Source organism: Mycobacterium sp. NAZ190054, from assembly GCF_001545925.1.
Classification (GTDB): Bacteria; Actinomycetota; Actinomycetes; order Mycobacteriales; family Mycobacteriaceae; genus Mycobacterium.
The window spans coordinates 1-25,686 of the sequence record NZ_LMVQ01000468.1; the positions used below are offsets into that span (position 1 = coordinate 1).

A 25,686-nucleotide genomic window follows, 5' to 3' on the forward strand; every position below is an offset into this window, starting at 1 on the left:
CGGCCCATGCTGGCAGCCCTGCGCTTCGCGTGTCAATATGGCGTCCGGAAATGGCCGTACATTTACGACGTCGGGAGGCTGTGCGTGGTCGAGGGCTTGAGCAGCGAAGAGACCCTGCTGGTGGCGGAGTTCCCACAGCAGGTGGGCAACACCGACGGCATCCCGTGGGACATGCGGGCCGCGGCCAACCGCCTCAACATCGCGACCGCGATCCTGGCCGAGAGCGGCACGGACGAGGGGTCGCGCCGCCGCATCGCGTTCTATCGCGGTCTGCTCGGCGAGATCGACGACCCGGCCGGCCGGGGCCGCGTCCCCCGCACGATCGTGGCCTTCGATCCCGGCCGGGCCTCGCTGGTCGAACTCAACGGTGACCTCGCGTCCGCGCGCAGCGTCGCGGTGCTGGTTCCCGGGGTGAACACCACGATCGAGGGCTCGGCGGCCAACACCGCGACCGCGCAGCGGTTCGTGGCGGCGACCGGCGGCGACGTCGCGGTGATCACCTATCTGGGCGGACCGTTCCCGCAGGTGCACAACCCGGCCGACGTGCTCTTCGACGCGGCCGACCCGCGGTATGCGCTCGACATGGCGCCGCGGCTGGTGGCGTTCAGCGAAGACGTCGACCGTCGGGTGCCCGACGGTGTGCTGGTGACCGTGCTCGGCCACTCGTACGGCGGATCGATCGTCGGTACCGCCGAGACCCTCGGGCTGACGTCGGACCGCACGGTGTTCCTGGCCGCCGCGGGCGCCGGGGTCGGGGTCGACGACGCCGGCGACTGGCACAACCGCAACCCCGCCGTGCAGCGCTACTCGATGACCGCCCCCGGCGACTTCATCGAGCTGGTGCAGGGCATCCCCGGCGGACCTCACGGCGTCGACCCGGACCAGATGGCCGGTGTGACCCGTTTGCGCACAGGGGTTTACGACGACGGCACCCCGGTGGCGGGCTGGGGTGCGCACAGCGGCATGCTCAACCGGCCCTCGGATGCGTGGCGCACGATCCTGGCGGTCATCACCGGCGACCACGACCGGCGGTGACGACGCCGGCTTCTAGGTGTAGGCGACATGCACCCGGTGGATGCGGCCCTCGAACGGGAACGGCGCGCGCTCACGGTAATCCAGCGACACCGGCGAGCCCAGGCAGGTGCCGATGTCGAGGCAGTCGTTGGCGGTGAACAACAGCGGCGCGCTGACCGGGACCACGCCGGTGGCGAGGGTTTCGCCGTTTCGGGCCACGGTGATGTCGAGCGGCCCGGCGGGGCGGGGTTCGGCGTACCGGGTGGTGACGGTGATGGTGGCCCGCCCCGGCGGCAGCGGTTTCTCGGACCGGATCTTGGTGCGCGACAGGATGAACAGGTTGTACTCGTAGCAGAGGTGACCGTGCTCCATGTACAGGGTCAGACCGCCTGCCGCCGCACCCAGGGCATAGAGCACACCGTTGGCCTCGGCGGGGATGTCGGCGTCGATGGTGACCACGTTGTTCTTGTTGCCCAGCGCGGGGGCACAGAATTCGGGCATCCGCACCGTGTCGCCGGAGAACTCCCACTCCCGGTAGGGCGGAGCGATGCGCAGCTCGGGATGGTAGACGGGCACCCACAGGCCGCCACCGATGGGCAGGACCTCGTTGCGGGCCGCTTCCACCATGAACATCTCCCGCATCTGGGCGAGCTTCTCCGGCATCTGGCCGGCGAGATCATGGGCCTGCGACCAGTCCTCGTCGAGGTGGTAGAGCTCCCATGTGTCGTCATCCGGTGTCCAGGTCGCGATGCCCGGCGGTTGACCCGGTACCCACGGCAACCGCGGTCCACGCGCCGATGCCATCCAGCCGTCGTGATAGATGCCGCGGCTGCCCATGATCTCGAAGTACTGGGTCTTCTTGCCGCCGGGCGCGTCCCGATCGGCCAGGGTGCGGGCGAAACTCGCTCCGGCGAGTGGAATCTGGGGTTGTCCGTTGACCACCTGGGGTGGCTCGATGCCGACCACCTCGTAGATGGTCGGGACGACGTCGTTGCAGTGCAGGAACACCTCCCGCGGCGCCGGTTCCGGGGTGATCTTGGCCGGCCAGCGCACGGCCATCGGGTTGCGCGTGCCACCCAGATGGGAGGCGAGCAGTTTCATGCCCTTGTACGGCGTGCTGCCTGCCCACGCCCACGCTGCGTGGTACTGGTTGTCGACCAGTGGAGAACCGAGCACATCCAGTCCGCCGAGGGCGTCGAGCGCGTCGATGTGCTGGCGCACTGTGGTGGGAATCCCGTTCTGCGCCAACAGCTCGGCGATCGTGCCGTTCTGGCCCTCGCCGGAGGAGCCGTTGTCACCCCAGATGTAGAAGAACAACGTGTTCTCGGCGTAGCCCAGCGAGTCGAGCTCGTCGGCGATGCGGCCCACCTGGACGTCGACGTGTTCGGCGTAGCCGGCGGCGACCTCCATCAGGCGGCGCTGGAACGGCTTCTCGTCCTCGGGGATGTCGTCCCAGGCCGCGAGCTCGGGATCACGCTCGGTGAGGGCGCAGTCGGGCGGGATCCAGCCCTTGTCCTTGGCGCGGTCGAACACCCGCTGGCGGTAGGCGTCCCAGCCGTCGTCGAACTTGCCGGCGTACCTGTCGGCCCACTCCTTCATGACGTGGTGCGGGCCGTGCAGGCATCCGCTGGCCCAGTACATGAAGAACGGCTTGTCGGCGTTGAGCGCCTTGTGCCGGCGCAGCCAGGAGATGGCGTCGTCGGCCAGGTCCTCTGACAAGTGGTAACCCTCTTCGGGGGTCCGGGGAGGAGGAACAACGGTGGTGTTGCGGACCAGGTTCGGCTCGTACTGTGACGCCTCGCCGGCGAGGAAGCCGTAGAAGTACTCGAACCCCAGACCGGTCGGCCAGTTGTCGAACGGGCCGGCCGCGGTGGTCTCCTCGGCGGGGGTGTTGTGCCACTTGCCGAAGGCCGACGTCGCATAGCCGTACTGCTTGAGCACCTCGGCCACGGTCGCGCTCGATCGTGGGATCTTGCCGGCGTAGCCGTCCCAGTCGTTGGCCAGCTCGGCGATCTGACCGTTGCCGATCTCGTGGTGATTGCGCCCGGTCAGCAGGGACGCCCGGGTCGGTGAGCACATGGCCGTGGTGTGGAACCGGTTGTAGGACACGCCTTCACCGCAGATGCGGTCGAGCGTCGAGGTGGTCACCTCGCCGCCGAACGTCGACGGCAGCCCCGGTCCGGCGTCGTCGATCAGGACGATGACGATGTTGGGTGAGTCGTCGTGCAGACGCCTCGGCGCCGGCCGCGGGCTGTAGCTCGATTCCTGCAGTGTTCGGCCGGCGATACTGCCCGAGGGGACCGGCGCGAACGGCAACACGCCACCGCCCGGCAGCACCGGGGCAACGAGCCGATCTCCCAACTGTTCAGACAACACGGTCCCTTCCTGTCCGGCGCGTCGCCCGTTGTACCGGGCACCTAACTCTGCACCACCCGCGCCGCACTGTCTCGATATCTCCGGACAGCGGCTCGCCGACGGGCCACAATGAGGTCCATGGCTTCCCGGGCCTCGCGCAGCGCGCCCGTCGACGGGTTCCGGCTGACCTACGACAGGTTCGGCACACCCGGCGCCGCGCCGGTGGTGCTGCTGCACGGCTGGCCGGGATCGCGCCACGATTTCCGGAGGATGGTGCCGCTGCTCGCCGGCCACCTCGACGTCGTGGTCCCGGACCTGCGCGGCTTCGGCGGCTCGGACAAACACGAGGTGTCGGTCAGCCATTTCTACTGCGCGTCGGCGCAGGCGGCGAGCATCGTCGGCCTGATCCGCGAACTGGAGCTGGGCCCGGTCGTGCTCGCCGGGTACGACGTCGGCAGCCGGGTCGCGCAGAGCGTGGCGCGGATGCACACCGACCTGGTCCGCGCGCTGGTGCTCTCTCCCCCGCTGCCGGGCGCGGGCGACCGGGTGCTCACGCCGCAGGCTCAGAGCGAGTTCTGGTACCAGGCGTTCCACCAGCTGCCGCTGGCCACGCAGCTGGTGGACGGCAACCCCGACACCGTCCGCGAATATCTGAGACATTTCTGGGACCACTGGTCGGGCCCCTTCTTCGAGGTCACCGAGGACGATCTCGACGTGCTGGTGTCCGATTACGCTCTGCCGGGCGCCTTTTCGGCCTCGATCGCGTGGTACCGGGCCGGGGCGGGCACCGTGGCGCAGGCGCTGAGCGAGCTGCCGGCCGAGCGCGCCATCAGGATCCACGCCCCCACCGACGTGCTGTGGCCGCGCCACGATCCGCTGTTCCCGTCGCGGTGGGCCGACCGGCTCGGGGACCATTTCACCGACATCCGGCTGCATTTCGCCGACGACGCAGGGCATTTCACACCGCTGGAATGCCCCGAGCTGTTCACCGAACTGGTTCTCGGGGCTGCCCGGTCCAGCCCATCCGATGACTGATGTAATCAGCGGCGGCGACCGTCTGTTTGGCGACCTCCTCGAACCGGTCCACCGCCAGCCGGTACGCTGGACCCGAAACACTCAGCGCCGCAACGACTTGCGAGTGCACGTCGTAGACCGGTGCCGCGACCGCGTTCAGCCCGACCTCGAGTTCCTCGGATACGCTGGCCCAGCCGCGGTTCCGCACCTCGGCCAACTGGTCCTGCAGTTCGGTGACGCCGCGCACCGTGGAGTCGGTGAACGCCGTCAGCGGCGGCTGCACCCGCGACCGCAGTTCGGCCGGGTCGAGACCCGCCAGCAGCACCTTGCCGCTGGAAGTCGCGTAGGCCGGGCAACTCTGCCCCACCCAGGTCCGCAGGGTGATCTCGGCCGGGCCGATGGCCTCCACGATGTTGACGACGCGGTCCTGGTCGAGCACCGCGAGATTGGCGGTCTCGCCGACCTCGGTGCTGAGCGCGTCGCAGGCCTCCTGGCCGATCTTGACCAGGTCGATCTGGCCCGCGGCGACGTGCGCCAGCCGCGGGATCGCGAAGCCGAGGCGGTACTTGCCGCGTTCGGAGACCTGCTCGACGTACCCGCGCGCCTCCAGCGCGGCGACCAGCCGTGACACCGTGGACTTGTGCACACCCAGTTCGGCGGCGATCTCGGTGACCCCGGCCTGGCCGAGTTCGGCGACGATCTCCAGCGCTCTCAGTGCGCGGTCGACAGATTGCACGGCGGCAGGAGGATCTGCGGGTGTGCGGTCGTCGTGGGCGCCCATCGGGCAGTCAGCCTACGCGCCCGTGCGGCCGGCGATGCCGACCCGCTGCCGGACCGGGGCGTCATGCGACCGCCAGCCGGGACACCACCCACGACTGGAACTCCGCGAGATGGTGTTCGGCCGGCACCAGGACCCCGCCATCGCGGTAGGCGCGCGAGGACATCGCCGGTTGTGTCCGTTCGCATGCCTGGAAGTCCTGCAGGTTGACCCGGTGGAAGAGCTCGGCGGACCGCGACACGTCGCGCGCCGACCCGACCACGTCGCCGGTGTAGAGCCAGTCGCATTCCACCACGGTGCGATCGACGGCGACCGGGTACATGCGGTGGAAGATGACGTGGTCGGGGACCAGATTGATGAACACCGTGGGTTTGACGGTGATCGCGAAGTAGCGCCTGTCCTGTTCGTCGGTGATGCCGGGCAGGCGCTCGAAGCCGGTGCCGCCGTCGACGGTGAACCCGGCCACCTCGGCGCCGAACTGTGCGCCGAGGCCGATGTTGGCCTGGGCCGCCACGCCGCGCGCGAACTCGGGGACGACCCCGACCAGCTCGGGGTGGATGGAGCTGCAGTGGTAGCACTCCATGAAATTCTCGACGATCAGCTTCCAGTTGGCGGCCACCTCGTAGACGACACGGTGGCCCACGTCCAGCCCGCCGATGCCGTAGCGGTTGACGGCGTCGGGGTCACCGAGCGTCTTGGCGGCCTCGGCCATCACCTCCTCGAACGGCGGCGGGGTGTCGGCCAGACACACCCAGGCGTAGCCGAGCCATTCGGTCAGCGCCACCGGCACCAGCCCGTAGCGGTACCGGTCGATGGGGGCCCCGGCGTCGTCGGTCAGCGTCCCGATGTTCGGTGCGGCGACGAGTTTGCCGTCCAGCGCGTAGGTCCACGAGTGGTACGGGCAGCGCAGGGTGCGTTTCACCTCGCCGTCGTCCTCGACGCACAACTGTGCGCCGCGGTGGCGGCACACGTTGAGGAAGGCGCGGAGCAGTCCGTCACGGCCGCGGACCAGCAGCACGCTCTCCCGGCCCACCTGGACCTTCTGGAACCGGCCCGGGGCGGCCAGGTCGGACGACCGCGCGGCGCAGAACCACATGGCCTCGAAGATGTGTTCCTGTTCGGCGGCGAACACCTCGGGACTCGTGTAGTAGCGGCCGCCGAGCGTGGTGAGCAGTGCGGGCGCGAGTTTTCCGGTCATGCGGTCACCAATCTGCGGGGGTCGAACAGCGAGATCGGGTGCGCCGTCGCACCGGACAGGGCCAGGTCGGCGAGGATCTCCCCCACCACGGGCACGAATTTGAATCCGTGCCCCGAGAATCCGCACGCCACCGTCACATGCACGCTGTCGGGGTGGCGCGCGATCACGAAATGCTGGTCGGGCGTGTTGGAGTACATGCAGGTGGCCGAATGCAGGCAGGGACCGTCGAGGGCCGGCAGCAGCTGGGCCACCCTCTCACGCATCTCGCGGATCTCGTGGTCGTGAACGGTGCGGTCGATGGTCTCCGGGGTGCATTCGACCCCCTTGCGGAAGAACGCGACCTTCACCCCGCCGCGAGGCCCGTCGATCGCCGGGAACCCGTAGATCTGCTGGCCCGCGGCGTTCTCGTCGATGAAGATCGGGTGTTCGACGAACGGGGCGGTGCCGCCGACCGGGTCGAGCCAGTAGAGCACCTGCCGTTCGACGGTGATCGGGATGCCGAACGCGGCGAGCAGCTGCGGGGCCCACGCGCCGGGGCAGATAACCAGCTGGCCGGCGGTGTACACCCCGGCCGCCGTGCGCACCGTCACGCCACCGGATGTCTGGGCCCACTCGATCACCTCCTCGCCGAATCTCAGTGCAGCGCCTGACTTCTCGGCGAGGTCGAGATGTGCCTGGACGGTCAGTTCTGGGCGGGCGAAGCCGGCCTTGGCTTCGTACAACGCGATGTGACCGGGTTGCGGGGCGAAGTTCGGGAACCGCGCGCGGATCTCGTTCCCGTCGAGCACGTCGTGCGGCAGGTCCCACTGCCGGCTGGCCCGCAGGCTGCCGGCCACGGTGAGACAGTCCGGTGGTCCGCTGAACAGTCCGCCGGTCAGGCGGTACACCTCGCGTCCGCTGTCGCCGGCCAGCCGCTCCCACAGTTCGTAGGCGCGCAGCAGCAGCGGTACGTAGGCCGGGTCCTCGAAGTAGGACTGCCGGATGATGCGCGATCCGCCGTGGCTGGAACCCCGGTCGTGGGCCGGGGTGAACTTCTCCAGCCCGAGGACGCGCTGACCGCGCGCGGCGAGGTGGTAGGCCGCGGCACTTCCCATGCCGCCGAGACCGATCACGATGACGTCGAAAGCCATTGCGCTACCTCTTGATCCGCGTCATCTGCGGGTCCACGACGGGCTCGGCGTGGACGGTGGCGCTGTGCGTGGCGCCGCGGTAGTCGACCGTGACGACGGCGCCGATGCCGACATCCGCGGGCAGCCACGCGTAGGCCAGGGTGCGGCCGACGGTTGCGGAGTATCCCGCGCTGGTCACATAGCCCACCGGAGCGCCGTCGACGAACACCGGTTCCTTGCCCAGCACGGCCGCGTCGGTGTCGTCGAACACAATGCTGCGCAACACCGTGTCGGGTGCACCGGCCCGCTGCAGCGCGGCCTTCCCGACGAAGTCGGTGGCCTTGTCCATCCGTACTGCGAAGTCGAGCCCGGCCGCGGCGGGCAGGTGCTCGGCGGTCATGTCGGTGCCCCAGCTGCGATAGCCCTTCTCGATGCGCAGGCTGTTGAAGGCGATCCGCCCGGCCGGGATGATGCCGTGCGGTGCACCGGCCTCGGCGACCAGATCCCACAGCGCGGCGCCGTATTCGGCGCCGGTGTAGATCTCCCAGCCGAGTTCGCCGACGTAGGAGACCCGCATCATCGTGACCGGGATGGCGTCGAGATGGGTGCGGACGGCGCGGAAGTACCGGAACGCCTCGTGGGACACGTCGGCGGCGCACAGGGGTGCGATCACGTCACGGGCCGAGGGCCCCCAGACCCCGAGACAACAGGTGCCGCCGGTGATGTCACGCAGCACCACATCGGCGGGCTTGTGCCGCGTCAGCCAGTCGAAATCCATGGGTGAGTTCGCGCCGACCTGGAAGGTGTCCGGGGCCAGCCGGGCGACTGTGAGATCGCTTCGGATCCCGCCGTGTTCGTCGAGCAGCAGGGTGTAGGTGACCGAACCGACGCTCTTGTCGATGTTGTTGCTCGTGATGCGCTGCAGGAACGCCGCGGCGCCGGGGCCGGACACGTCGTAGCGGGTCAGCGGCGTCATGTCGTACATGGCCACGTGCTCACGGGTCCAGTGCGCCTCGGCGATCGAGATCGGCGACCAGAACCTCGCCGCCCACTCGTCGCGGCGCGGAACCGGCAGACCGTCGTCGAACAGGCGCTGGGCCAGTGCGGCATTGGACTCGAACCAGGCGGGCCGCTCCCAGCCGCCGCCTTCGTAGAAGTACGCGCCCAGGCCGGTGTGACGGGCGTGGAACGGGCTGGTCCGCAGCCCCCGCAGCCCGGTGCGGTACTGGTGCGGGTGGATGACGTCGTAGACCTCGACGAACGCCTGGGAGCTGGTCTGCATGATGAACTTCGGACTGCGGGCGACGTCCTCGAACCGGTACAGGTCGCATTCGTGGGTGTCGATCGACGGGACGCCGTCGACGATCCACTCGGCCGTCGCCTTGGCGACCCCGGCCGAATGAGTGACCCACACCGCTTCGGCCACCCAGAATCCGGGCAGCTCGCGGTGTTCACCCATGATGGAGAAGCCGTCGGGGGTGAAGGAGAAGATGCCGTTGAACGCCTCTTCGACCTTCGAATCCTGCAGTGCCGGAATGAGATCCGCGGCGGCGCGCCAGGCGGGCGCGAAGTCCTCCTCGGTGAACGGCATCATCGACGGCATCGGCTCGCCGGCGGTGTCGGCGAGCAGGGTGGCGATGTCGACCGGCATCGGCCGGTGGCTGTAGGAGCCGATACCGAGCCGGTCGACGTGCTCACGGAAGTAGAGATCCTGATCCTGATGGCGCAGGATCGGCAGACCGGCCTCGGAGAGTTCGGTGTTGCGCCCGACGAGCTCGGCGATCTGTCCGGTGCGCGCGTACTGGTGGGCCATCGGCACCAACGGCAGCACGAGGCCCACCTGACCGGCGAGCTGGGCGCCCCAGAAACCGGCGGCGCACACCACGATGTCGGCGGCGAGCACGCCGTCGGCAGTGCGCACCCCGGTGACGCGGCGTCCGTTGTCGACGATGCCGAGCACCTCGGTGTGGGGACGCAGGGTGGCGCCCCGGGATTCGGCGCGGCGGGCCTGGGCCTCGGCGGCGCGCAGCGCTTTGGCCAGGCCGTCGGCCGGGGTGTGGAAACCACCGAGGATGCGGTCGGGGTCGACCAGCGGATGCAGCCGGACGCACTCGGCCGGGGTCAGCAGGCGACCCTCGATGCCCCACGACTGCGCCCACCCGGCCTTGCGGTGCAGATCGGCCCAGCGCTGCGGCGTGGTGGCGACCTCGAGCCCGCCGACCGGGTTGAACGCCCAGCCGTCGGGGTGCTGCAGCGCGGTGAACTTCTCGACCGTGTACCGGGCGAAGGCGGTCATCGTCTTGGACGGGTTGGTCTGGAACACCAGTCCCGGCGCGTGGGAGGTCGAGCCGCCGGTGGCGAACAGCGGTCCGCGGTCGACCACGGTGACGTCGGTCCATCCGCGGGCGGTCAGCTCATCTGCCAGCGAAGTGCCGACGATGCCGGCCCCGATCACGACGACTTTGGGCATGTGTGGACCGCTTTCATATGGAAAACCCTGTTGTTGCGTATTACGCAATACGATGCGCTATACGCAACAGATCATCCACCCTGGACGGGTGCCGCGCAAGACGGAAACACCTTCGGACTTGCTGTGAGAAACGGGGTGTCGGAACCGCCGGACATACTCACGGCGACAGAGGAGGCCGGGATGACGGACGACCGCGGCGAGGACGTGCCCACCGAGATTTCCTCGTCAACAGATGATGACGCGTCACCAAACGATGACGACCAAAACACGACAGGCACCCGACCCACGCCGTGGTGGCAGGACCACCCGGAAATCAGAGCATTGGTCGCCCGCACCGAAGCCGAGATCTTGAGCCGCCCCGAACGGCCTCCGATCGACTATCCCGACCCGCTTCTCCAGGACATCTTCACGGGAAACAGTATCCGCGAATTACGGGATGCCCGTGACGATCTCGCGCGAGCCAAGATCCGCTACGACGAAGCCGTCCGCACCGCGCGCCGACTCTGCCTGTCCTGGGGGCAGATCGGCACGATCCTCGGCGTCTCCCGCCAGCAACTGCACCGGCGATACCGCGACCCGCCAGGCTAGGCCCCGGCGTCTCCGGATTCCGCCGGCTCCGTGGGCCCCTGCGCAGGCAGCAACGCCTCCAGCGCCGACCCGGTGATGCGACGGAACGCCCGCCGCGGCCGGTTCGCGTCCAGGATCGCCACCTCCAGCGTGGCCGGACCGAGCGCGCGAGGCTCGGCGCCGTTACCGCCGGCGCCCAGCGCCGCGACCGCGATCCTCACCGCGTCGGCCAGATCGGCGTTCTCGGTGTAGGACTCGTTCAACGCCGCCGAGATCGGCTCGGTGGTCCCACCCATCACGACGAAGTGCGGTTCGTCGGCGATCGAGCCGTCATAGGTGATGCGGTACAGCTCAGGGGCTTTGGTCTCACCGTAATGGGCGACCTCGGCCACGCACAGCTCGACCTCGTACGGCTTGGCCTGCTCGGTGAAGATGGTGCCGAGCGTCTGGGCGTACACGTTGGCCAGCTGGCGGCCGGTGACGTCGCGGCGCGAGTAGGCGTAACCCTGGGTGTCGGCGAACCGGATCCCGCCGCTGCGCAGGTTGTTGAACTCGTTGAACCGGCCGACGGCCGCGAAGCCCACCCGGTCGTAGAGCTCGCTGACCTTCTGCAGCGACCGCGACGGATTCTCCGCAACGAACAACACCCCGTCGGCGTACGCCAGCGCGATCACGCTGCGGCCGCGGGCGATGCCCTTGCGCGCGAGCTCGGACCGCTCACGCATCGCCTGTTCGGGCGAGATGAAATACGGGAAGCTCACGGCTCGTCACCTCGAACGGGCTCCGCGTCGGGGCCGAAGGTGTCCGCCCGCGAACGACTTTCGATGATCGTGCGGCACACCGAGGCGATCTGCTCCTCGGACACCTCGTGGGCACCTTCGGCTCCGATCAGCACGGCCGTCGGGTAGATGCCCCGCACCAGGTCCGGTCCGCCGGTCGCCGAATCGTCGTCGGCGGCGTCGTATAGCGCCTCGACGGCGACCCGCAACGCCGAGTCGGCATCCCTGACCTGTGCGTACAACTTCTTCATCGAGGACTTGGCGAAGATCGAGCCGGAGCCCACCGACTGGTAGCCCTCTTCCTCGAAGTTCCAGCCACCGGCGGCGTCGAACGACACGATGCGGCCTGCGCCTTCGGGATTCGGATCGTCGACGTCGTAACCGGCGAGCAAGGGCAGCGCGACGAAACCCTGCAGGGCCGCGCCGAGATTGCCCCGCACCATGGTGGCCAGCCTGTTCACCTTGCCGGGAAAGGTCAGCGCCACCCCTTCGAGCTTCTCGTAGTGCTCGAGTTCGACGGCGTACAGCCGGGCGAACTCGACCGCGATCGCGGCGGTGCCCGCGATGCCCGTGACGGTGTAGTCGTCGGTGATGTAGACCTTCTGCACGTCCCGGCTGGCGATCATGTTTCCCTGGGTGGCACGCCGGTCACCGGCCATCACCACTCCGCCCGGATACTTCAGCGCCACGATCGTGGTCCCGTGCGGCACGGCATCCGTCGGTGCGGGCCCGCCCGACCCAGGCAGCAGGTGCGGCGCCTGATGGCGCAGGAAATCCGAGAACGACGACAGGTTCACCCCGCCGTGGGACATGCCCTGCGGCAGCGTGTTAAACGCTCCGGGTAAAGAGGACGGAAAGGCCGGCTGTTCGCGATTCGGCCAGGTCACTGTCCGCCCTTCTGCACGTAGGCCCGCACGAAGTCCTCCGCGTTCTCCTCCAGGACGTCGTCGATCTCGTCCAGCAGATCGTCGGTCTCGTCGGCAAGCTTCTCGCGGCGCTCCTGCCCGGCGGCCGTGCTGCCGGGGAGGTCGTCGTCTTCGCCGCCTCCGCCGCCACGCTTGGTCTGCTCCTGAGCCATCGCTGCCTCCTGCGTAAGTTGCGGGCCCCAACCTCATGCCCGTCGGTCTCTCTACCCTACCGGTCGGATTCGAGATTGCCGGGGATAGCCCGATCAGGTCGTGAGCTGCTCGACGAGTTCGACGGCGCTGTCGACGGAATCGAGCAGCGCCCCGACATGGGCCTTGCTGCCTCGCAGCGGCTCGAGGGTGGGGATCCGCACCAGCGAATCGCCGCCGAGGTCGAAGATCACCGAATCCCAGCTCGCCGCGGCGATGTCGGCACCGAAGCGCCGGAGGCATTCACCGCGGAAGTAGGCGCGGGTGTCGGTGGGCGGGTTCTCGACGGCGTCGAGCACCTGCTGTTCGGTGACCAGCCGCTTCATCGAACCGCGGGCCACGAGGCGGTTGTACAGGCCTTTGTCCAGGCGCACGTCGGAGTACTGCAGGTCGACCAGGTGCAGCCGAGGTGCGTTCCACCCGAGGTTCTCGCGGTTGCGGAACCCTTCGAGCAGGCGCAGCTTGGCCGGCCAGTCCAGCAGCCCGGCGCACTCCATCGGGTCGCGCTCGAGCAGATCCAGGACGTGCGCCCAGGTCTCCAGCACGTGCGTGGCCCGCGGATCGGGGTCCCGGCTGTCGACGAGCTTGGCGACCCGGTCGAGGTAGATCCGTTGCAGCGCCAGACCTGTCAGCTCTCGGCCGTCGGCCAGCGCGACGGTGGCGCGCAACGACGGATCCCGGGACAGCACGTGCACCGCGTGCACGGGACGGGCCAGCGCCAGATCGGACAGGTCCGCGCCGATCTGCGGGCCCTCCTCGATCAGGTCGAGCACCAGCGACGTGGTGCCCAGCTTGAGGTAGGTCGACGTCTCGGCGAGGTTGGCGTCACCGATGATGACGTGCAGCCTGCGGTACTTGTCGGCGTCGGCGTGCGGCTCGTCGCGGGTGTTGATGATGCCGCGTTTGAGCGTGGTCTCCAGGCCGACCTCGACCTCGATGTAGTCGGCGCGCTGGGACAGCTGGAAGCCGGGCTCGTCACCGGAGGGCCCGATGCCGACACGTCCGGACCCCGTCACCACCTGGCGGGACACCAGGAACGGGGTGAGCCCGGCGATGACCGCCGAGAACGGTGTCTGGCGGCTCATCAGGTAGTTCTCGTGCGACCCGTACGACGCGCCCTTGCCGTCGACGTTGTTCTTGTACAGCTGCAGCTTGGCCGCCCCGGGCACGCTGGCGACGTGGCGGGCGGCGGCCTCCATCACACGCTCACCGGCCTTGTCCCAGATGACCGCGTCCATCGGATCGGTGCACTCCGGCGCCGAGTACTCGGGGTGGGCGTGGTCGACGTAGAGCCGGGCACCGTTGGTCAGGATCATGTTCGCCGCACCGACCTCGTCGGCGTCGACGATCGGCGGCGGCCCGGACGAGCGGCTCAGGTCGAATCCGCGGGCATCACGCAGCGGCGATTCGACCTCGTAATCCCAGCGGGTGCGCTTGGCCCGCTGGATGCCTGCGGCCGCCGCGTACGCGAGCACCGCCTGCGTCGACGTCAGGATCGGATTCGCGGTCGGATCCGACGGCGACGAAATGCCGTACTCGACCTCTGTTCCGATGATCCGTTGCATACCGACCAGGGTAGAGGTCGGCGATGTGGCGAGCTCACCAGCCTGCGCAGATCATCGCCCGCCCCCGGCGGACCCGTGGTGAGATCTATCCCCGTGGCCTCCACGACCCAACAACGTCTCGCGGCCGAACGCTGGTTTCTCCGGCGCGGCCTGCCCGCGGTGCTGCGCCCGGGTGTGCTGGTGCGGCGGGTGTGGTCGCGCTCGGCGCCCGCGCTGGCGGGCCTGGCCGTGATGATGACGTTCTCGATGGTCATCGTCGCGGCGACCGGCAAGCACACCGTCGACATCGACGGCACCCCGACTCGCACCGAGTGGTTCGTCATCGCGGTCGTGCTGTTGGTGCTGCCCGCCGCCGCGCTGGTGGGGTGGCTGGTGTCACGCTCGGCGGATCCGCGCCCGCGCGGGGTGGTGTCGGCGGTGTCACTGGCCGTCGCCACGCTCGGCGGGATCTACGGCGGTCCCAGCGCCGGAGTCGTCGTCGACCTGGTCACCGAGGCCGCGCTGGTGGTGCTGATCTTCGTGTGCACCGCCACGGGTCTCGGGGCGGTCCTGGGTTGGGCGGTGCGCATGACGCTGGCCAACCTGGCGTCGGTGGGCAACCTGATCCTCGGCGCGCTGCCGGTGATGCTGCTGACGGTGCTGGTGTTCTTCAACGGCCCGGTGTGGACGATGGTGTCCACGATCAGCCGGCCCCGCCTGTGGTTCGGGTTGTCCTTCCTGATGCTCATCGCCGTCGCGTTCCTGCTGTCGAGCACCTTGAACCGGGTGCGGCCGATCCTGCGCCCGGACGCGAAACGGCCCGAGGACGCCGCGCAGCTGGCCGGCAGCCCGTTCGAGAACATGCCGGACCGGCCGCGCCGGGTCGCGTTGTCGAAGGCCGAACGGCTCAACGTCGCGTTCGTGCTGGCGATGTCGCAGATCGTCCAGGTGCTCACCGTGTCGGTCGTGACGGGCCTGTTGTTCTTCGTCCTCGGGCTCATCCTGATCAGCCCGGAACTACTGGCCGCCCTGACCGACGGCGGCTCCCCCGACGGTGAGCTGCTCGGGATGACGCTGCCGGTGCCGCAGGCGCTGATCCAGATCACGATGTTCCTCATCGCGCTGACGTTCATGTACCTGGCCGCACGCGCGGTCGCCGACAAGGACTACCGGGCGCAGTTCCTGGACCCGCTGCTCGAGGACCTGCGGTTCACCCTGGTCGCCCGGGACCGGTACCGCACCGTGACCGCCAACTCGTAGGCGTTGCAGACTGGGGCCATGCAGCTGACCCGGTTCACCGATCTGGCGTTGCGGGCCATGATGCTGCTCAGCGCGGGCGAGTCCGACGATCAACGGGTCACCACCCGCCACATCGCCGCCGGCGCGGGTGCCTCGGAGAACCACATCGCCAAGGCGGTGTCCCGGCTGGTCGAGCTGGGCCTGGTGGAGGCGCGGCGCGGCCGGGTGGGCGGACTGTCGCTCACCGAGGCGGGGCGGACGGCCTCGGTCGGCTGGCTGGTCCGGGAACTCGAGGGCGACCGCGAGGTCGTCACGTGCGACGGCGGCGCACCGTGCCCGCTGCTCGCCGGCTGCCGGTTGCGCCGCGCGCTGGCCACGGCCAAGGAGGCGTTCTACGCCGAACTCGACCGCTACACCGTCAGCGACCTGGCGCGCAGCCCCGCGCTGACGGTCATCCCGCTGGCGCCGCCGGCGATTCCGGCGCGCTGACCCGGCCTTTCGGCCGCGGTCGCGCACAATGTGCCGGTGTCCGACATGCGGCGGGTCCACGACTGGTTCCTGCAGCGCGGGTTGCCGCTGGTGCTGCCCCGGCGGGTCCGCGCGCGCAAGCTCGTTCAGCGCTCGGCTCCGATGATCAGCGCCGTCGGGGCGCTCACGGCGCTGACGATGCTGCTGGCCGACGTCACCGGCGACTCCCCCGACTACGGGTACGCGCTGCGGCTCGGCGGGATCGCCGTGGTGCTGGTGGCCGCGCCGTTCCTGCTCGAACTACTGCACCGGCTCGGGACCCGCGCAGGGGAACTGCTGCGCCGGTGGGCCGCCGTGCTGGTGATGGCGATCTTCGTCGTCGTGATGCCGCTGACCGTGAGCGGGTGGTCCCGCGCGGCGGCGGCCGAGGCCCCGGTGTTCGTGCTGATCTCGCTGGCCGCCGTGTGGCTGACCTATCTCGGCTTCGGGTCGATCGCCCTGTGGGCGTTCCGGTTCGCCTGGGTGCAGCTGGGCGCGCTGGGCACGCTGATGAGCCGGGCCCTGCCCCTGCTGATGTTGACCGTCGTCGTGTACTTCACCGGCGAGCTGTGGCAGCTCTCGGCCCGGATGACACGCGAAAGGCTCTGGCAAACAATCGGATTCCTCAGTGTCGTGGCGCTGGTGTTCATGGTGGCGACGATCCGGGACGAGGTGAGGGCGCTGCGTCAGGACCGCTCGGCGCAGGACGATCCGGCAGCGCTGCTGGTCGGCACCCCGCTGGAATCGGTGCCCGCCGACCCCGCTGACCGCACCCCGCTGTCGGTCGCCGAACAGGTCAACGTGGTCGCCGTGATGGTGGTCGCGCAGGCCATCCAGGTGGTGCTGTTCACCACCGGGCTGTTCGCGTTCTTCCTCGCGCTGGGCGTCATCGCGATTCCCGACGACGTGACCGTGCTGTGGTCCGGCGAACAGACCTGCGCCGTGGGTGAACCCCCCTGCGCGGGAACATGGTTCGGCGTGCACATCCCGGTACCGCAGACCGTGGTGCACACGTCGTTGTTCGTCGCGGTGCTGTCCGGGCTCTATTTCACGGTCAGCACCAGCGTCGACCCGCTCTACCGGCAGCGCTTCTTCGAACCGTTGATCGCCGACGTGGCCGTCAGCCTGGCCGGTCGTGACGCCTACCTGGGAACCGGAGCGGCCCGCCACCGCGAGGAGACGGGCCGCTGACGGGGTGCTACAGGTACTGCCCCAGGTTCGACTCGGTGTCGATGGCGCGGCTCGCGCTCGACGACTTGCCGGTGACCAGGGTGCGGATGTAGACGATCCGCTCGCCCTTCTTGCCCGAGATCCGTGCCCAGTCGTCCGGGTTCGTGGTGTTGGGCAGGTCCTCGTTCTCGGCGAACTCGTCGACGATGGAGTCGAGCAGATGCTGGATGCGCAGACCCTTCTGCCCGGTCTCCAGGACCGACTTGATCGCGTACTTCTTGGCCCGGTCGACGACGTTCTGGATCATCGCGCCGGAGTTGAAGTCCTTGAAGTACATGACCTCTTTGTCGCCGTTGGCGTAGGTCACCTCCAGGAAGCGGTTGTCGTCGATCTCGGCGTACATCCGCTCGACGACCTTCTGGATCATGCCCCGGATGCACGCGGCGCGGTCGCCACCGAACTCGGCGAGGTCGTCGGCGTGCACCGGCAGGTCCTCGGTGAGGTACTTGCTGAAGATGTCCTGCGCCGACTCGGCGTCGGGCCGCTCGATCTTGATCTTGACGTCCAGGCGGCCGGGCCGCAGGATCGCCGGGTCGATCATGTCCTCGCGGTTGGACGCGCCGATCACGATGACGTTCTCCAGCCCCTCGACGCCGTCGATCTCGCTGAGAAGCTGTGGTACGACCGTGGTTTCGACGTCGGAGCTCACACCGGTGCCGCGGGTGCGGAAGATCGAGTCCATCTCGTCGAAGAACACGATCACCGGAGTACCCTCGGACGCCTTCTCGCGGGCCCGCTGGAAGATCAGCCGGATGTGACGCTCGGTCTCACCGACGAACTTGTTCAGCAGCTCGGGCCCCTTGATGTTGAGGAAGTAGCTCTTCGCCTCCCGGGCGTCGTCGCCACGGACCTCGGCCATCTTCTTGGCCAGCGAGTTGGCCACGGCCTTGGCGATCAGCGTCTTACCGCAACCGGGCGGACCGTAGAGCAGCACGCCCTTGGGCGGGCGCAGCGAGTACTCGCGGTACAACTCTTTGTGCAGGAACGGCAGTTCGACCGCGTCACGGATCTGCTCGATCTGCCGGCCCAGGCCGCCGATGTCGTTGTAGCTGACGTCGGGCACCTCTTCCAGCACCAGGTCCTCGACCTCGGCCTTGGGGATCCGCTCGAACGCGTAACCGGCCTTGGTGTCCACCAGCAGCGAGTCGCCGGGACGCAACTTGCGCGGCCGGTCGTCGCCGAGATCGTCGTCGTAACCGTCGGGCAGGTCCCCGGCGGCCACCAGCGGTTCGGCCAGCCACACGATGCGCTCCTCGTCGGCGTGACCGACGACCAGGGCGCGGTGCCCGTCGGACAGAATCTCGCGCAGCGTGCTGATCTCGCCGACCGCCTCGAAGTGGCCCGCTTCGACGACGGTCAGAGCCTCGTTCAGCCGGACGGTCTGGCCCTGCTTGAGCTCCTTGGTGTCGATGTTGGGCGAGCACGTGAGCCGCATCTTGCGGCCCGAGGTGAAGACGTCGACGGTGTCGTCGTCCTGGACGGAGAGCAGCACCCCGTAGCCGCTGGGCGGTTGGCCGAGGCGGTCCACCTCTTCGCGCAGGGCCAGCAGCTGCTGGCGCGCTTCCTTGAGCGTGTCCATCAGTTTGGCGTTGCGGGCGGCGAGCGAGTCGATGCGCGCCTCCAGCTGATGCACGTCGCGCACACTGCGCGGGCTTCCGGGCTGGCCCCCCGCGTTCTCCAGTTGTTCACGCAGGATCGCCGCCTCACGGCGCAGTTGTTCGAGTTCCGCTGCATCTTCGCTAGACAGACGGCTACTAGGGGATGTCCCAAAGACTTCAGAGGCTTCAGAACGCTCGGACTCACTCATGTTGCGCTCCTTTCCACACCGGTAGTTGGTGCAGTAACAACTTCAAAGCTACCGGCGATTCAGACATTGTGTGCGGTGTAGGAATTCGACACACCAGCACCACTGTTAACCTTTCTAGATCAGTCGGCCGAACGGAAGGACAGCCGTGACCCTGAAAACCCTCGTCACCAGCGTGACCGCTGGGGCAGCAGCAGCCGCGACACTCGGCGCTGCGGCCGTGGGTGTGACCTCGATTGCCGCCGGTGCAGGTATCGCCGCGGCGTCGCCCGCCGTTCTGGCCCCGCTGCCCGCCGCACCCGCACCCGACCTGCAGGGCCCGCTCGTCTCCACGTTGAGCGCGCTGTCCGGCCCGGGTTCGTTCGCCGGCGGCAAGGCCAGCTACGTCCAGGGCGGCCTGGGCCGGATCGAGGCCCGGGTTGCGGACAGCGGGTACAACAACGCCGCGGCCAAAGGGTATTTCCCGCTGAGCTTCACCGTCACCGACATCGACCAGAACGGCCCGGTGGTGACCGCCAACGTCACCGCGGCGGCCCCGTCGGGCGCCGTGGCGACCCAGCTCCTGACGTTCGTCGCCGGCCCCAGCCCGACCGGCTGGCAGCTGTCCAAGCAGTCGGCGATGGCGCTGATGTCTGCGGTGGGCTGATTTTCCGCACGATCCTGATCCGCAGCGCCGCCACATTAGTGGCGGCGCTCGGCGTAGGTGGGTGCAGCACCGCCGAGCACCCCGCCGCGGGCCCGGCACCCAGCCCGCCGGCCGTCACGTCGTCGACACCGCCGCCCGCCCCGGTCCCGGACACCCCCGGCGGTCCGCCGTTGCCGCCGCCCACCGCGCTGACCGACGTGCTGGCGCGACTGTCCGACCCGGCGGTGCCCGGTGATCAGAAGATCACGCTGATCGAGAACGCCACCCCCGCCGAGGCGCAGGCGCTGGAGCGCTTCGCAGTGGCCCTGCGGGACAACGGCTCACTGCCCCTGGCGTTCGAGGCCCGCGACCTCGTCTGGTCACAGGAAGACCCCGGCAACGTCGTCGCGACCGTGGCGATCACCCCGGCCAACCCGCCCGGCGCGCAGTTCACCTTCCCGATGGAGTTCGCGCCCTCGGACGGCTCCTGGCAACTCACCCGGCAGACCGCCGATCTGCTGCTGGCGCTCGACGACGCCCCGCGCTGACGATGTGGATCGGTTGGCTCGAGTTCGACGTCCTGCTCGGCGATGTGCACTCGCTCAAACACAAGCGGTCGGTCATCCGGCCGGTGATCGCCGAACTCACGCGCAGGTTCCCCGTCTCGGCCGCCGAGACCGGTTCCCAGGACCTGCACCGCCGTGCCGGGATCGGCGTCGGCGTCGTCGCGGCCGACCGCGCCCGGGTCGTCGAGGTGCTCGACGCCGCAGAGCGGTTGATGGCCGCCCGGCCCGAGCTCGAACTGCTCTCGGCCCGGCGCGGACTGCGCACCAGCGACGACGACTAGGCCGGGGTGATGCGCTTCCTGCGCAGCGGGACCGGCGCCACCGCGCCCGGCGCGAGTTTGCGTGCGCTGATCAGGAACGCGGTGTGCCCGCGCATCGAGTGCTCCGGACGCACCGCCAGTCCCACCACGTGCCAGCCGCGCTGCATGCTCTCCCACGCTCTCGGCTCGGTCCAGCACTGCTGTTCGCGCAGCGTCTCGACCGTCTTCGACAGCTGGGTGACCGTCGCGACGTAGACCATCAGGACCCCGCCTGCGACGAGCGCGTCACCGACCGCGCCGAGCACCTCCCACGGCGCGAGCATGTCCAGCACGACCCGGTCGACCTCCGGCCCGGCGTAGTCCGCGACGTCGGCGGTGACCAGGTCCCAGTTCGGAGGCTGCTCCCCGAAGAAGGTCACGACGTTGCGCAGCGCGTGCTCGGCGTGGTCCTCGCGCACCTCGTAGGACGTCACGCGCCCGTCCGGCCCGACCGCACGCAGCAGCGAGCAGGTCAGCGCGCCGGACCCGGCGCCGGCCTCCAGCACCCGCGCGCCGGGGAAGATGTCCCCCTCGTGCACGATCTGCGCCGCGTCCTTGGGGTAGACGACCTGCGCGCCACGCGGCATCGACATCACGTAGTCGACGAGCAGCGGGCGCAGCACCAGAAACTGATCGCCGTTGGTGGACTTCACGACGCTGCCCTCGGGCAGGCCGATCACCTCGTCGAGCGAGATGATCCCGCGGTGGGTGTGGAATTCGCCGCCCGGCTTGAGCAGCATCGTGTAGCGCCTGCCTTTGGCGTCGGTGAGTTGGACACGATCACCTACGTCGAATGGGCCGGTTCTGCGCACAGCTGTCCAGCCTGCCAGTAGACGCGCCGCGGTTGACGTCCGGGTTGCTCCGATTTGTCCGACCGCCGTCCTAGGCTCGATTCCATGAGTGAGCCGTCGAGACCGGTGCGCCGCCCCGCGCTCTCGCCGTCGCGCGCCAGTGACTTCAAGCAGTGCCCGCTGCTGTACCGCTTCCGCGCCATCGACCGGCTGCCGGAGCCGTCGTCCGCCGCGCAGGTCCGGGGGTCGGTCGTGCATGCGGCGCTGGAAGACCTCTACCAGCTGCCCGCGGTGGACCGGGTGCCGGAGACCGCGGCGTCCCTGATCGGGCCGGCCTGGGAGCGGGTGCTCGCCGAGCGCCCGTCGCTGGCCGCCGACATCGAGCCGGACCTGCGAGCCGAGCTGCTGGAGCAGGCGCGGGAGCTGCTGTCGGGGTACTACCGGCTGGAGGACCCGACCCGGTTCGATCCGCAGAGTTGTGAACAGCGCGTCGAGGTGGAACTGGCCGACGGGACGTTGTTGCGCGGTTTCGTCGACCGTATCGACGTGGCGCCCACCGGTGAGGTGCGGGTCGTCGACTACAAGACCGGTAAGGCACCGCCGGAGGCCCGCGCGCTGGCCGAGTTCAAGGCGCTGTTCCAGATGAAGTTCTACGCCGTGGCCCTGTTGCGCTCGCGCGGGGTGCTGCCCACGCGGCTTCGGCTGCTCTATCTCGCCGACAGCCAGGTGCTCGACTACACCCCGGCCCTCGACGAGCTCGAACGTTTCGAGAAAACCCTGATGGCGATCTGGCGGGCCATCCAGGCTGCCGGTGCCACAGGCGATTTCCGGCCGAATCCGTCGAGGTTGTGCGACTGGTGCGCCCACCGCGCCCACTGCCCGGCGTTCGGCGGCACTCCCCCGCCGTACCCAGGGTGGCCCGAGGTACTCGACGACGGCGACCCCGACGCGGTGCTGCGGGCGGAGCCGGCCGCGTGATCGAGTGCCTGTTCCGCCGGCTGCCCGGCTCCGCACCCGAGGATGGCGAGTACGCCGTCTTCGAGTCCACCGACGGCACCCGCAGCAACTGGGACCCGCAGATCCAGCACGGTTCACCGCCGCTGGCGCTGCTGACCAAGGCCATCGAGGAGCTCGCCGACGGCTCGGGACTGCGGATCGGCCGGCTCACCCTCGACATCCTCGGCGCGATACCGGTCACGACGGTGCGGGTCCGGTCCTGGGTGCAACGTCCCGGCGCGCGCATCTCGATGATGGCCGCCGAGATGCTCGTCGACCGCCCCGACGGCAGCCGGAGGGCCGTCGCCCGCGTCACGGCCTGGCTGCTGGCGACCAGCGACACCGGTGACGCCGCGACCGACCGGTACCCACCGCTGGTCGAGGGCGAGGCGAGCGGCGCCGCGCACGCGTGGGAGGGCGCGCCCGGCTACCTGGAGACCGTGAGCTGGCGCAGGCAGCCCACACCGGACGGCGCCGCCGCCGAGGCGTGGCTGTCCCCGTTGGTGCCGCTGGTCGATTCGGAGCCCACCACGCCGCTGCAACGGCTGGCGATGGTGGTGGACTCGGCCAACGGTATCGGCGCCGCGCTCGATCCGAAGCTGTACCTGTTCATGAACACCGACACCGTGGTCCACCTGCACCGGTTGCCCACCGGCAGCGACTTCGCGCTCCGGGCCCGCGGTTCCATCGGCCCCGACGGCGTCGGGGTGACCACCGCCGAGATCTTCGACCGCGCCGGGTTCATCGGCACGTGCGCCCAGACGCTGCTGGTCCAGCGCCAGCCGTGATCGCCGAGCTGCGCCGCCAGTTCGAGCTCGCGTGGGCGCTGACCGACCTGCACCTGACCGCGTTGGCCGAGGCCGATTTCCGGTGGGAGCCCGCCGAGGTGTGCTGGACCGTCCGGCAGGACGCGACCGGGCGGTGGCGTGCGGACTTCGCCGAGGTGGAGCCCGACCCGGTGCCCGTGCCGACCATCGCATGGCTGACCTGGCACATCGACTACTGGTGGAGCGCCGCGATCGCCGCGATCCAGGGCCTTCCGCTGCGTTCACCGGACGACGTGACGTGGCCGGGAGATGGTGCGGCCGCGGTGGAACGGGTGCGCACACTGGCACGCCGATGGCGAGAAGCGTTGGCGGGTTGGATGTTCAGCGTCTCAGCGAGCCTGCGGCGTTCCCGTGGGGTCCGGCGGCCGGACGCACCGTCGCGGACACGGTGTTGTGGGTGACCGTGGAGCTGACCAAGAACGCCGCCGAGATCGGGCAGCTACGGCTACTCCGTGCCGCCCGGAACAGCAGATGACACAGCGTGTTTCACGCCGACGCGGCCAGCGCCCGCCGGTCCTCGTCGGCGAACGTGTCCTCCAGGTGCAGCGGCGAGTAGTCGACGTCGATCTCGGCGAGGGGGCGTCCGCGGGCGCTGCTGATGGTGCCGAACCGGCGCATCCGCTTGTCCGCGGCGTACTGCTGGAACTCGTCGATGGTCAGCCCGAACGGGATCTGGTCATAGAGGGCGAACCCGTCCTCGGTGTTCTGCAACGCCAGCGGGATCAGCTCGGTCATCCTGGCCTCGAACACCGCCCAGTTGGCGTCGTCGGCGGCGACGTGACGGCGGCAGGTGAAGGTGCCCCACGCCATGTGCCTGCGCTCGTCGTCACCGATCCGGCGCACCAGCTCCTGCATGCCCGGAAGAATGCCGCGGTCCACGCAAATCCGGTGCCACGCATAGTATCCCGTGAGCGCCATCATCCCTTCGATGACGTGGTTGTAGGTCACCGAGGCCCGCACCTGAGCCGCCGGGGACGGGTCCGCGGACAGCGCGTCCAGAGACGCCGGCAACTCCTCGTAGAACATCTGCCGGTACGCGGGCAGCTCGTCGAGGTAGCCCTGCAGATCGCCGGTCACACCCACCGCGTCGAGCCACATCCGGAAGACCTGCGTGTGTTTGGCCTCTTCGAACGCGAACTGCGTCAGGTACATCTCGTCGCCGAGCCGGCCCTCCGCGCGCATCGCCGCCATGAACGGCTGGATGTCCTGGGTGACCGCCTCCTCGCCGGCGATGAACTCGGCGCACAACCGGGTGGCCCAGTCCCGCTCCAGTTCGGTCAGCGATTCCCAGTCGGCCCGGTCCCGGGAGAAGTCGATGTCGGCGGGATCCCAGAACTTGGCGTTGCCGCCGGAGAACAGCCGCAACGGCAGGCTGTCCCAGTTGAGGCCGCCGGCGGCCAGTGAGTGCGATCGAATCCTGCTCATGACTGCTCCTCCGCGCCGGCACATGTGACCCAGGACACAGTCTAGGTCAGAGGCGTCAGGTCCTGCAGCAGGGTCGGGATCAGCTCGCTGACCGTCGGGTGGATGTGCATGGTGCGTGAGATCGCCGTGTAGGGCAGTTTCGCGGTCATCACGTCGAGGATCAGGTGCACGACCTCGTCACCACCGACCCCGAGGATCGACGCGCCGAGGATCTCGCGGGTCTCGGCGTCGACGACCACCTTCATGAATCCCTGCGTCTCGCCCTTCTCCACGGCGCGGCCCACCCGGGTCATCGGACGCTTGCCCACCAACGCTTTTCGGCCCGACCTGCGAACCTCTTCGGCGGTCATCCCGGCCCGGCCCAACGGCGGGTCGATGTAGAGCGCGTAGGTGGTGACACGGTCGCTGACCCGGCGCCGGTCGTCGTCGAGCAGGTTGGCCGCGACGATCTCGAAATCGTTGTAGGAGGTGTGGGTGAAGGCGCCGCGGCCGTTGCAGTCGCCCATCGCCCAGATGTTGTCGGCGGTGGTGCACAGCTGGTCGTCGACGACGATGTAGCCGCGGTCATCGGTCTGCACCCCGGCCGCCTCCAGCCCGAGGTCGTCGGTGTTCGGCCGCCGCCCCACCGCCACCAGCAGGTGGCTGCCGGCGATCGGCTCCGCCCCCGCCCGCGGGGTGACGGTGAAGCCGTCGCCCTGTTTGGCGAAGCTGATCGCGTCGGCGCCGACGACCACGTCGATCCCCTCGGCTTCGAGGATGCCGCGGATCGCCGCCGAGACGTCCTCGTCCTCCCGGGCGGCCAGGCGTGGGCCTCGTTCGACGACGGTCACGGCGGCACCGAAGCGGCGGTACATCTGGGCGAACTCGAGCGCGATGTAGCTGCCGCCGATGATCACCAGATGCTCGGGCACGACCTCGAGATCGAGGATCCCGACGTTGGTCAGGTAGTCGATGTCGGCCAGCCCGGGCATGTCCGGGACGACGGCGCGGCCGCCGACGTTGAGGAAGATGCGGTCTGCCTCCAGCAGGTCGTCGCCGACCCGCAGTGTCCGCGGTCCCTCGAAGCGGGCGTGCCCGCGGATCAGCGTGCACCCCTCCATCCCGTGGAGCCAGGACTCGACGCCCTCGCGGTCGCCGATGGCGATGCGGTCCTTGCGCGCCTTGACCGCGGCCATGTCGACGGTCACCGCTGCGGTGCCGATCCCGAAGTCGTTGCCGCGCCGAGCCAGATGCGCGGCGTGCGCGCTGGCCACGAGTGTCTTGGTCGGGATGCAGCCGTAGTTCACACACGTACCGCCGACCAGCTTGCGTTCGACCACCGCGACGCGCTGCCCGGCCTCGGTGAGCCGGCCGGCACCCGAAGTGGGGCGAGCGTCACCGCGCGGTGCGGCTCATGCGGCACCAGGCGCAGAACCGCAACGACCACGACACGTT

Annotated in this window: 23 protein-coding genes and 2 pseudogenes; 12 read left to right on the top strand and 13 right to left on the bottom strand. The window is 69.3% G+C overall.

The window, feature by feature from the left end:
- Positions 1-1,035 (top strand): alpha/beta hydrolase (locus ASJ79_RS24305; protein ID WP_231751010.1); only part of this gene is annotated, 1,035 nt, incomplete at its 5' end.
- A 12-nt stretch (positions 1,036-1,047) separates the two neighbouring features.
- On the opposite strand, the gene ASJ79_RS24310 is transcribed toward ASJ79_RS24305, so the two are convergent.
- Positions 1,048-3,390, bottom strand: a complete 2,343-nt coding sequence (locus tag ASJ79_RS24310) for an arylsulfatase (RefSeq protein ID WP_197420356.1) — start codon at positions 3,388-3,390, stop codon at positions 1,048-1,050.
- Between the two features lie 117 nt (positions 3,391-3,507).
- On the opposite strand from ASJ79_RS24310, the gene ASJ79_RS24315 reads away from it, so the two are divergent.
- Positions 3,508-4,404, top strand: a complete 897-nt coding sequence (locus ASJ79_RS24315; RefSeq protein WP_067960995.1) for an alpha/beta fold hydrolase — start codon at positions 3,508-3,510, stop codon at positions 4,402-4,404.
- Here ASJ79_RS24315 and ASJ79_RS24320 read toward each other — a convergent pair.
- The 4 genes from ASJ79_RS24320 to ASJ79_RS24335 form a co-directional block, all read right to left on the bottom strand.
- Positions 4,355-5,164: an IclR family transcriptional regulator gene (locus ASJ79_RS24320; protein WP_067960996.1), complete on the bottom strand. Its 810-nt coding sequence runs from the start codon at positions 5,162-5,164 to the stop codon at positions 4,355-4,357. The genes ASJ79_RS24315 and ASJ79_RS24320 overlap by 50 nt on opposite strands.
- Positions 5,165-5,225: 61 nt before the next feature.
- Positions 5,226-6,359 carry an aromatic ring-hydroxylating dioxygenase subunit alpha gene (locus ASJ79_RS24325; protein WP_067960999.1) on the bottom strand — a complete coding sequence of 378 codons (1,134 nt, stop codon included), beginning with the start codon at positions 6,357-6,359 and terminating at the stop codon, positions 5,226-5,228.
- Positions 6,356-7,489 carry an N-methyl-L-tryptophan oxidase gene (solA, locus tag ASJ79_RS24330; RefSeq protein ID WP_067961002.1) on the bottom strand — a complete coding sequence of 378 codons (1,134 nt, stop codon included), beginning with the start codon at positions 7,487-7,489 and terminating at the stop codon, positions 6,356-6,358. Before solA ends, ASJ79_RS24325 begins: the two co-directional genes overlap by 4 nt.
- Before the next feature lie 4 nt (positions 7,490-7,493).
- Entirely contained in the window at positions 7,494-9,938 is a 2,445-nt protein-coding gene (locus ASJ79_RS24335) for an FAD-dependent oxidoreductase (RefSeq protein WP_067961004.1), read from the bottom strand.
- A 180-nt stretch (positions 9,939-10,118) separates the two neighbouring features.
- Between ASJ79_RS24335 and ASJ79_RS24340 the strand changes: the two genes are divergently transcribed.
- Complete coding sequence (locus ASJ79_RS24340; RefSeq protein WP_231751011.1) at positions 10,119-10,526, top strand: hypothetical protein; 408 nt, start codon at positions 10,119-10,121, stop codon at positions 10,524-10,526.
- Here ASJ79_RS24340 and prcA read toward each other — a convergent pair.
- The 4 genes from prcA to dop form a co-directional block, all read right to left on the bottom strand.
- On the bottom strand, positions 10,523-11,266 hold the full coding sequence (gene prcA, locus ASJ79_RS24345; RefSeq protein WP_067961007.1) for a proteasome subunit alpha: 744 nt from the start codon (positions 11,264-11,266) through the stop codon (positions 10,523-10,525). The genes ASJ79_RS24340 and prcA overlap by 4 nt on opposite strands.
- Positions 11,263-12,171: a proteasome subunit beta gene (gene prcB / locus ASJ79_RS24350; RefSeq protein WP_067961009.1), complete on the bottom strand. Its 909-nt coding sequence runs from the start codon at positions 12,169-12,171 to the stop codon at positions 11,263-11,265. The genes prcA and prcB overlap by 4 nt, the downstream gene beginning before the upstream one ends.
- A complete protein-coding gene (locus tag ASJ79_RS24355; protein WP_067961011.1) occupies positions 12,168-12,362 on the bottom strand; it encodes a ubiquitin-like protein Pup in 195 nt (64 codons plus the stop codon). Before ASJ79_RS24355 ends, prcB begins: the two co-directional genes overlap by 4 nt.
- Before the next feature lie 93 nt (positions 12,363-12,455).
- Positions 12,456-13,964: a pup deamidase/depupylase gene (dop, locus tag ASJ79_RS24360; protein ID WP_067961014.1), complete on the bottom strand. Its 1,509-nt coding sequence runs from the start codon at positions 13,962-13,964 to the stop codon at positions 12,456-12,458.
- A 93-nt stretch (positions 13,965-14,057) separates the two neighbouring features.
- On the opposite strand from dop, the gene ASJ79_RS24365 reads away from it, so the two are divergent.
- The 3 genes from ASJ79_RS24365 to ASJ79_RS24375 are packed head-to-tail and all read left to right on the top strand — an operon-like array spanning position 14,058 to position 16,880.
- Positions 14,058-15,203 carry a hypothetical protein gene (locus ASJ79_RS24365; RefSeq protein ID WP_067961026.1) on the top strand — a complete coding sequence of 382 codons (1,146 nt, stop codon included), beginning with the start codon at positions 14,058-14,060 and terminating at the stop codon, positions 15,201-15,203.
- Between the two features lie 18 nt (positions 15,204-15,221).
- Positions 15,222-15,671, top strand: coding sequence for an Rrf2 family transcriptional regulator (locus ASJ79_RS24370; protein ID WP_067961028.1), 450 nt, complete (start codon positions 15,222-15,224; stop codon positions 15,669-15,671).
- Between the two features lie 45 nt (positions 15,672-15,716).
- A complete protein-coding gene (locus tag ASJ79_RS24375) occupies positions 15,717-16,880 on the top strand; it encodes a hypothetical protein (protein WP_067961062.1) in 1,164 nt (387 codons plus the stop codon).
- A 7-nt stretch (positions 16,881-16,887) separates the two neighbouring features.
- Here ASJ79_RS24375 and arc read toward each other — a convergent pair whose 3' ends face one another.
- Positions 16,888-18,726 carry a proteasome ATPase gene (arc, locus tag ASJ79_RS24380; RefSeq protein WP_067961033.1) on the bottom strand — a complete coding sequence of 613 codons (1,839 nt, stop codon included), beginning with the start codon at positions 18,724-18,726 and terminating at the stop codon, positions 16,888-16,890.
- Positions 18,727-18,871: 145 nt separating this feature from the next.
- Here arc and ASJ79_RS24385 point away from each other — a divergent pair, with 145 nt between their 5' ends.
- From ASJ79_RS24385 to ASJ79_RS24395, 3 genes are read left to right on the top strand one after another with little or no spacing between them, the layout of a single operon-like run.
- Positions 18,872-19,369 carry a hypothetical protein gene (locus tag ASJ79_RS24385; RefSeq protein ID WP_067961035.1) on the top strand — a complete coding sequence of 166 codons (498 nt, stop codon included), beginning with the start codon at positions 18,872-18,874 and terminating at the stop codon, positions 19,367-19,369.
- Positions 19,366-19,896, top strand: a complete 531-nt coding sequence (locus ASJ79_RS24390; protein ID WP_156448618.1) for a hypothetical protein — start codon at positions 19,366-19,368, stop codon at positions 19,894-19,896. Before ASJ79_RS24385 ends, ASJ79_RS24390 begins: the two co-directional genes overlap by 4 nt.
- A gap of 2 nt (positions 19,897-19,898) precedes the next feature.
- Positions 19,899-20,195, top strand: a complete 297-nt coding sequence (locus ASJ79_RS24395; protein WP_067961037.1) for a DUF503 domain-containing protein — start codon at positions 19,899-19,901, stop codon at positions 20,193-20,195.
- Here ASJ79_RS24395 and ASJ79_RS24400 read toward each other — a convergent pair.
- On the bottom strand, positions 20,192-21,025 hold the full coding sequence (locus ASJ79_RS24400) for a tRNA (adenine-N1)-methyltransferase (RefSeq protein WP_067961042.1): 834 nt from the start codon (positions 21,023-21,025) through the stop codon (positions 20,192-20,194). The genes ASJ79_RS24395 and ASJ79_RS24400 overlap by 4 nt on opposite strands.
- A gap of 84 nt (positions 21,026-21,109) precedes the next feature.
- Here ASJ79_RS24400 and ASJ79_RS24405 point away from each other — a divergent pair, with 84 nt between their 5' ends.
- The 3 genes and pseudogenes from ASJ79_RS24405 (at position 21,110) to ASJ79_RS24415 (ending at position 23,302) form a co-directional block, all read left to right on the top strand.
- On the top strand, positions 21,110-21,982 hold the full coding sequence (locus ASJ79_RS24405) for a RecB family exonuclease (RefSeq protein WP_067961044.1): 873 nt from the start codon (positions 21,110-21,112) through the stop codon (positions 21,980-21,982).
- Complete coding sequence (locus tag ASJ79_RS24410; protein WP_067961050.1) at positions 21,979-22,788, top strand: thioesterase family protein; 810 nt, start codon at positions 21,979-21,981, stop codon at positions 22,786-22,788. The genes ASJ79_RS24405 and ASJ79_RS24410 overlap by 4 nt, the downstream gene beginning before the upstream one ends.
- Positions 22,785-23,302: pseudogene (locus ASJ79_RS24415) on the top strand (DinB family protein). Before ASJ79_RS24410 ends, ASJ79_RS24415 begins: the two are co-directional and overlap by 4 nt.
- 11 nt (positions 23,303-23,313) lie before the next feature.
- Here ASJ79_RS24415 and ASJ79_RS24420 read toward each other — a convergent pair.
- Complete coding sequence (locus tag ASJ79_RS24420) at positions 23,314-24,252, bottom strand: R2-like ligand-binding oxidase (protein WP_067961053.1); 939 nt, start codon at positions 24,250-24,252, stop codon at positions 23,314-23,316.
- A 41-nt stretch (positions 24,253-24,293) separates the two neighbouring features.
- Positions 24,294-25,607: pseudogene (locus ASJ79_RS24425) on the bottom strand (FAD-containing oxidoreductase); the annotation flags it as partial.
- Positions 25,608-25,686: the final 79 nt, after the last annotated feature.

Bases quoted from the DNA above. Each gene is read 5' to 3' on its own strand.
- ASJ79_RS24315 (WP_067960995.1), top strand. From the start codon at position 3,508: ATGGCTTCCCGGGCCTCGCGCAGCGCGCCCGTCGACGGGTTCCGGCTG.
- ASJ79_RS24320 (WP_067960996.1), bottom strand. From the start codon at position 5,164: ATGGGCGCCCACGACGACCGCACACCCGCAGATCCTCCTGCCGCCGTG.
- ASJ79_RS24325 (WP_067960999.1), bottom strand. From the start codon at position 6,359: ATGACCGGAAAACTCGCGCCCGCACTGCTCACCACGCTCGGCGGCCGC.
- solA (WP_067961002.1), bottom strand. From the start codon at position 7,489: ATGGCTTTCGACGTCATCGTGATCGGTCTCGGCGGCATGGGAAGTGCC.
- ASJ79_RS24335 (WP_067961004.1), bottom strand. From the start codon at position 9,938: ATGCCCAAAGTCGTCGTGATCGGGGCCGGCATCGTCGGCACTTCGCTG.
- ASJ79_RS24340 (WP_231751011.1), top strand. From the start codon at position 10,119: ATGACGGACGACCGCGGCGAGGACGTGCCCACCGAGATTTCCTCGTCA.
- ASJ79_RS24355 (WP_067961011.1), bottom strand. From the start codon at position 12,362: ATGGCTCAGGAGCAGACCAAGCGTGGCGGCGGAGGCGGCGAAGACGAC.
- dop (WP_067961014.1), bottom strand. From the start codon at position 13,964: ATGCAACGGATCATCGGAACAGAGGTCGAGTACGGCATTTCGTCGCCG.
- ASJ79_RS24370 (WP_067961028.1), top strand. From the start codon at position 15,222: ATGCAGCTGACCCGGTTCACCGATCTGGCGTTGCGGGCCATGATGCTG.
- ASJ79_RS24375 (WP_067961062.1), top strand. From the start codon at position 15,717: ATGCGGCGGGTCCACGACTGGTTCCTGCAGCGCGGGTTGCCGCTGGTG.
- arc (WP_067961033.1), bottom strand. From the start codon at position 18,726: ATGAGTGAGTCCGAGCGTTCTGAAGCCTCTGAAGTCTTTGGGACATCC.
- ASJ79_RS24395 (WP_067961037.1), top strand. From the start codon at position 19,899: ATGTGGATCGGTTGGCTCGAGTTCGACGTCCTGCTCGGCGATGTGCAC.
- ASJ79_RS24405 (WP_067961044.1), top strand. From the start codon at position 21,110: ATGAGTGAGCCGTCGAGACCGGTGCGCCGCCCCGCGCTCTCGCCGTCG.
- ASJ79_RS24420 (WP_067961053.1), bottom strand. From the start codon at position 24,252: ATGAGCAGGATTCGATCGCACTCACTGGCCGCCGGCGGCCTCAACTGG.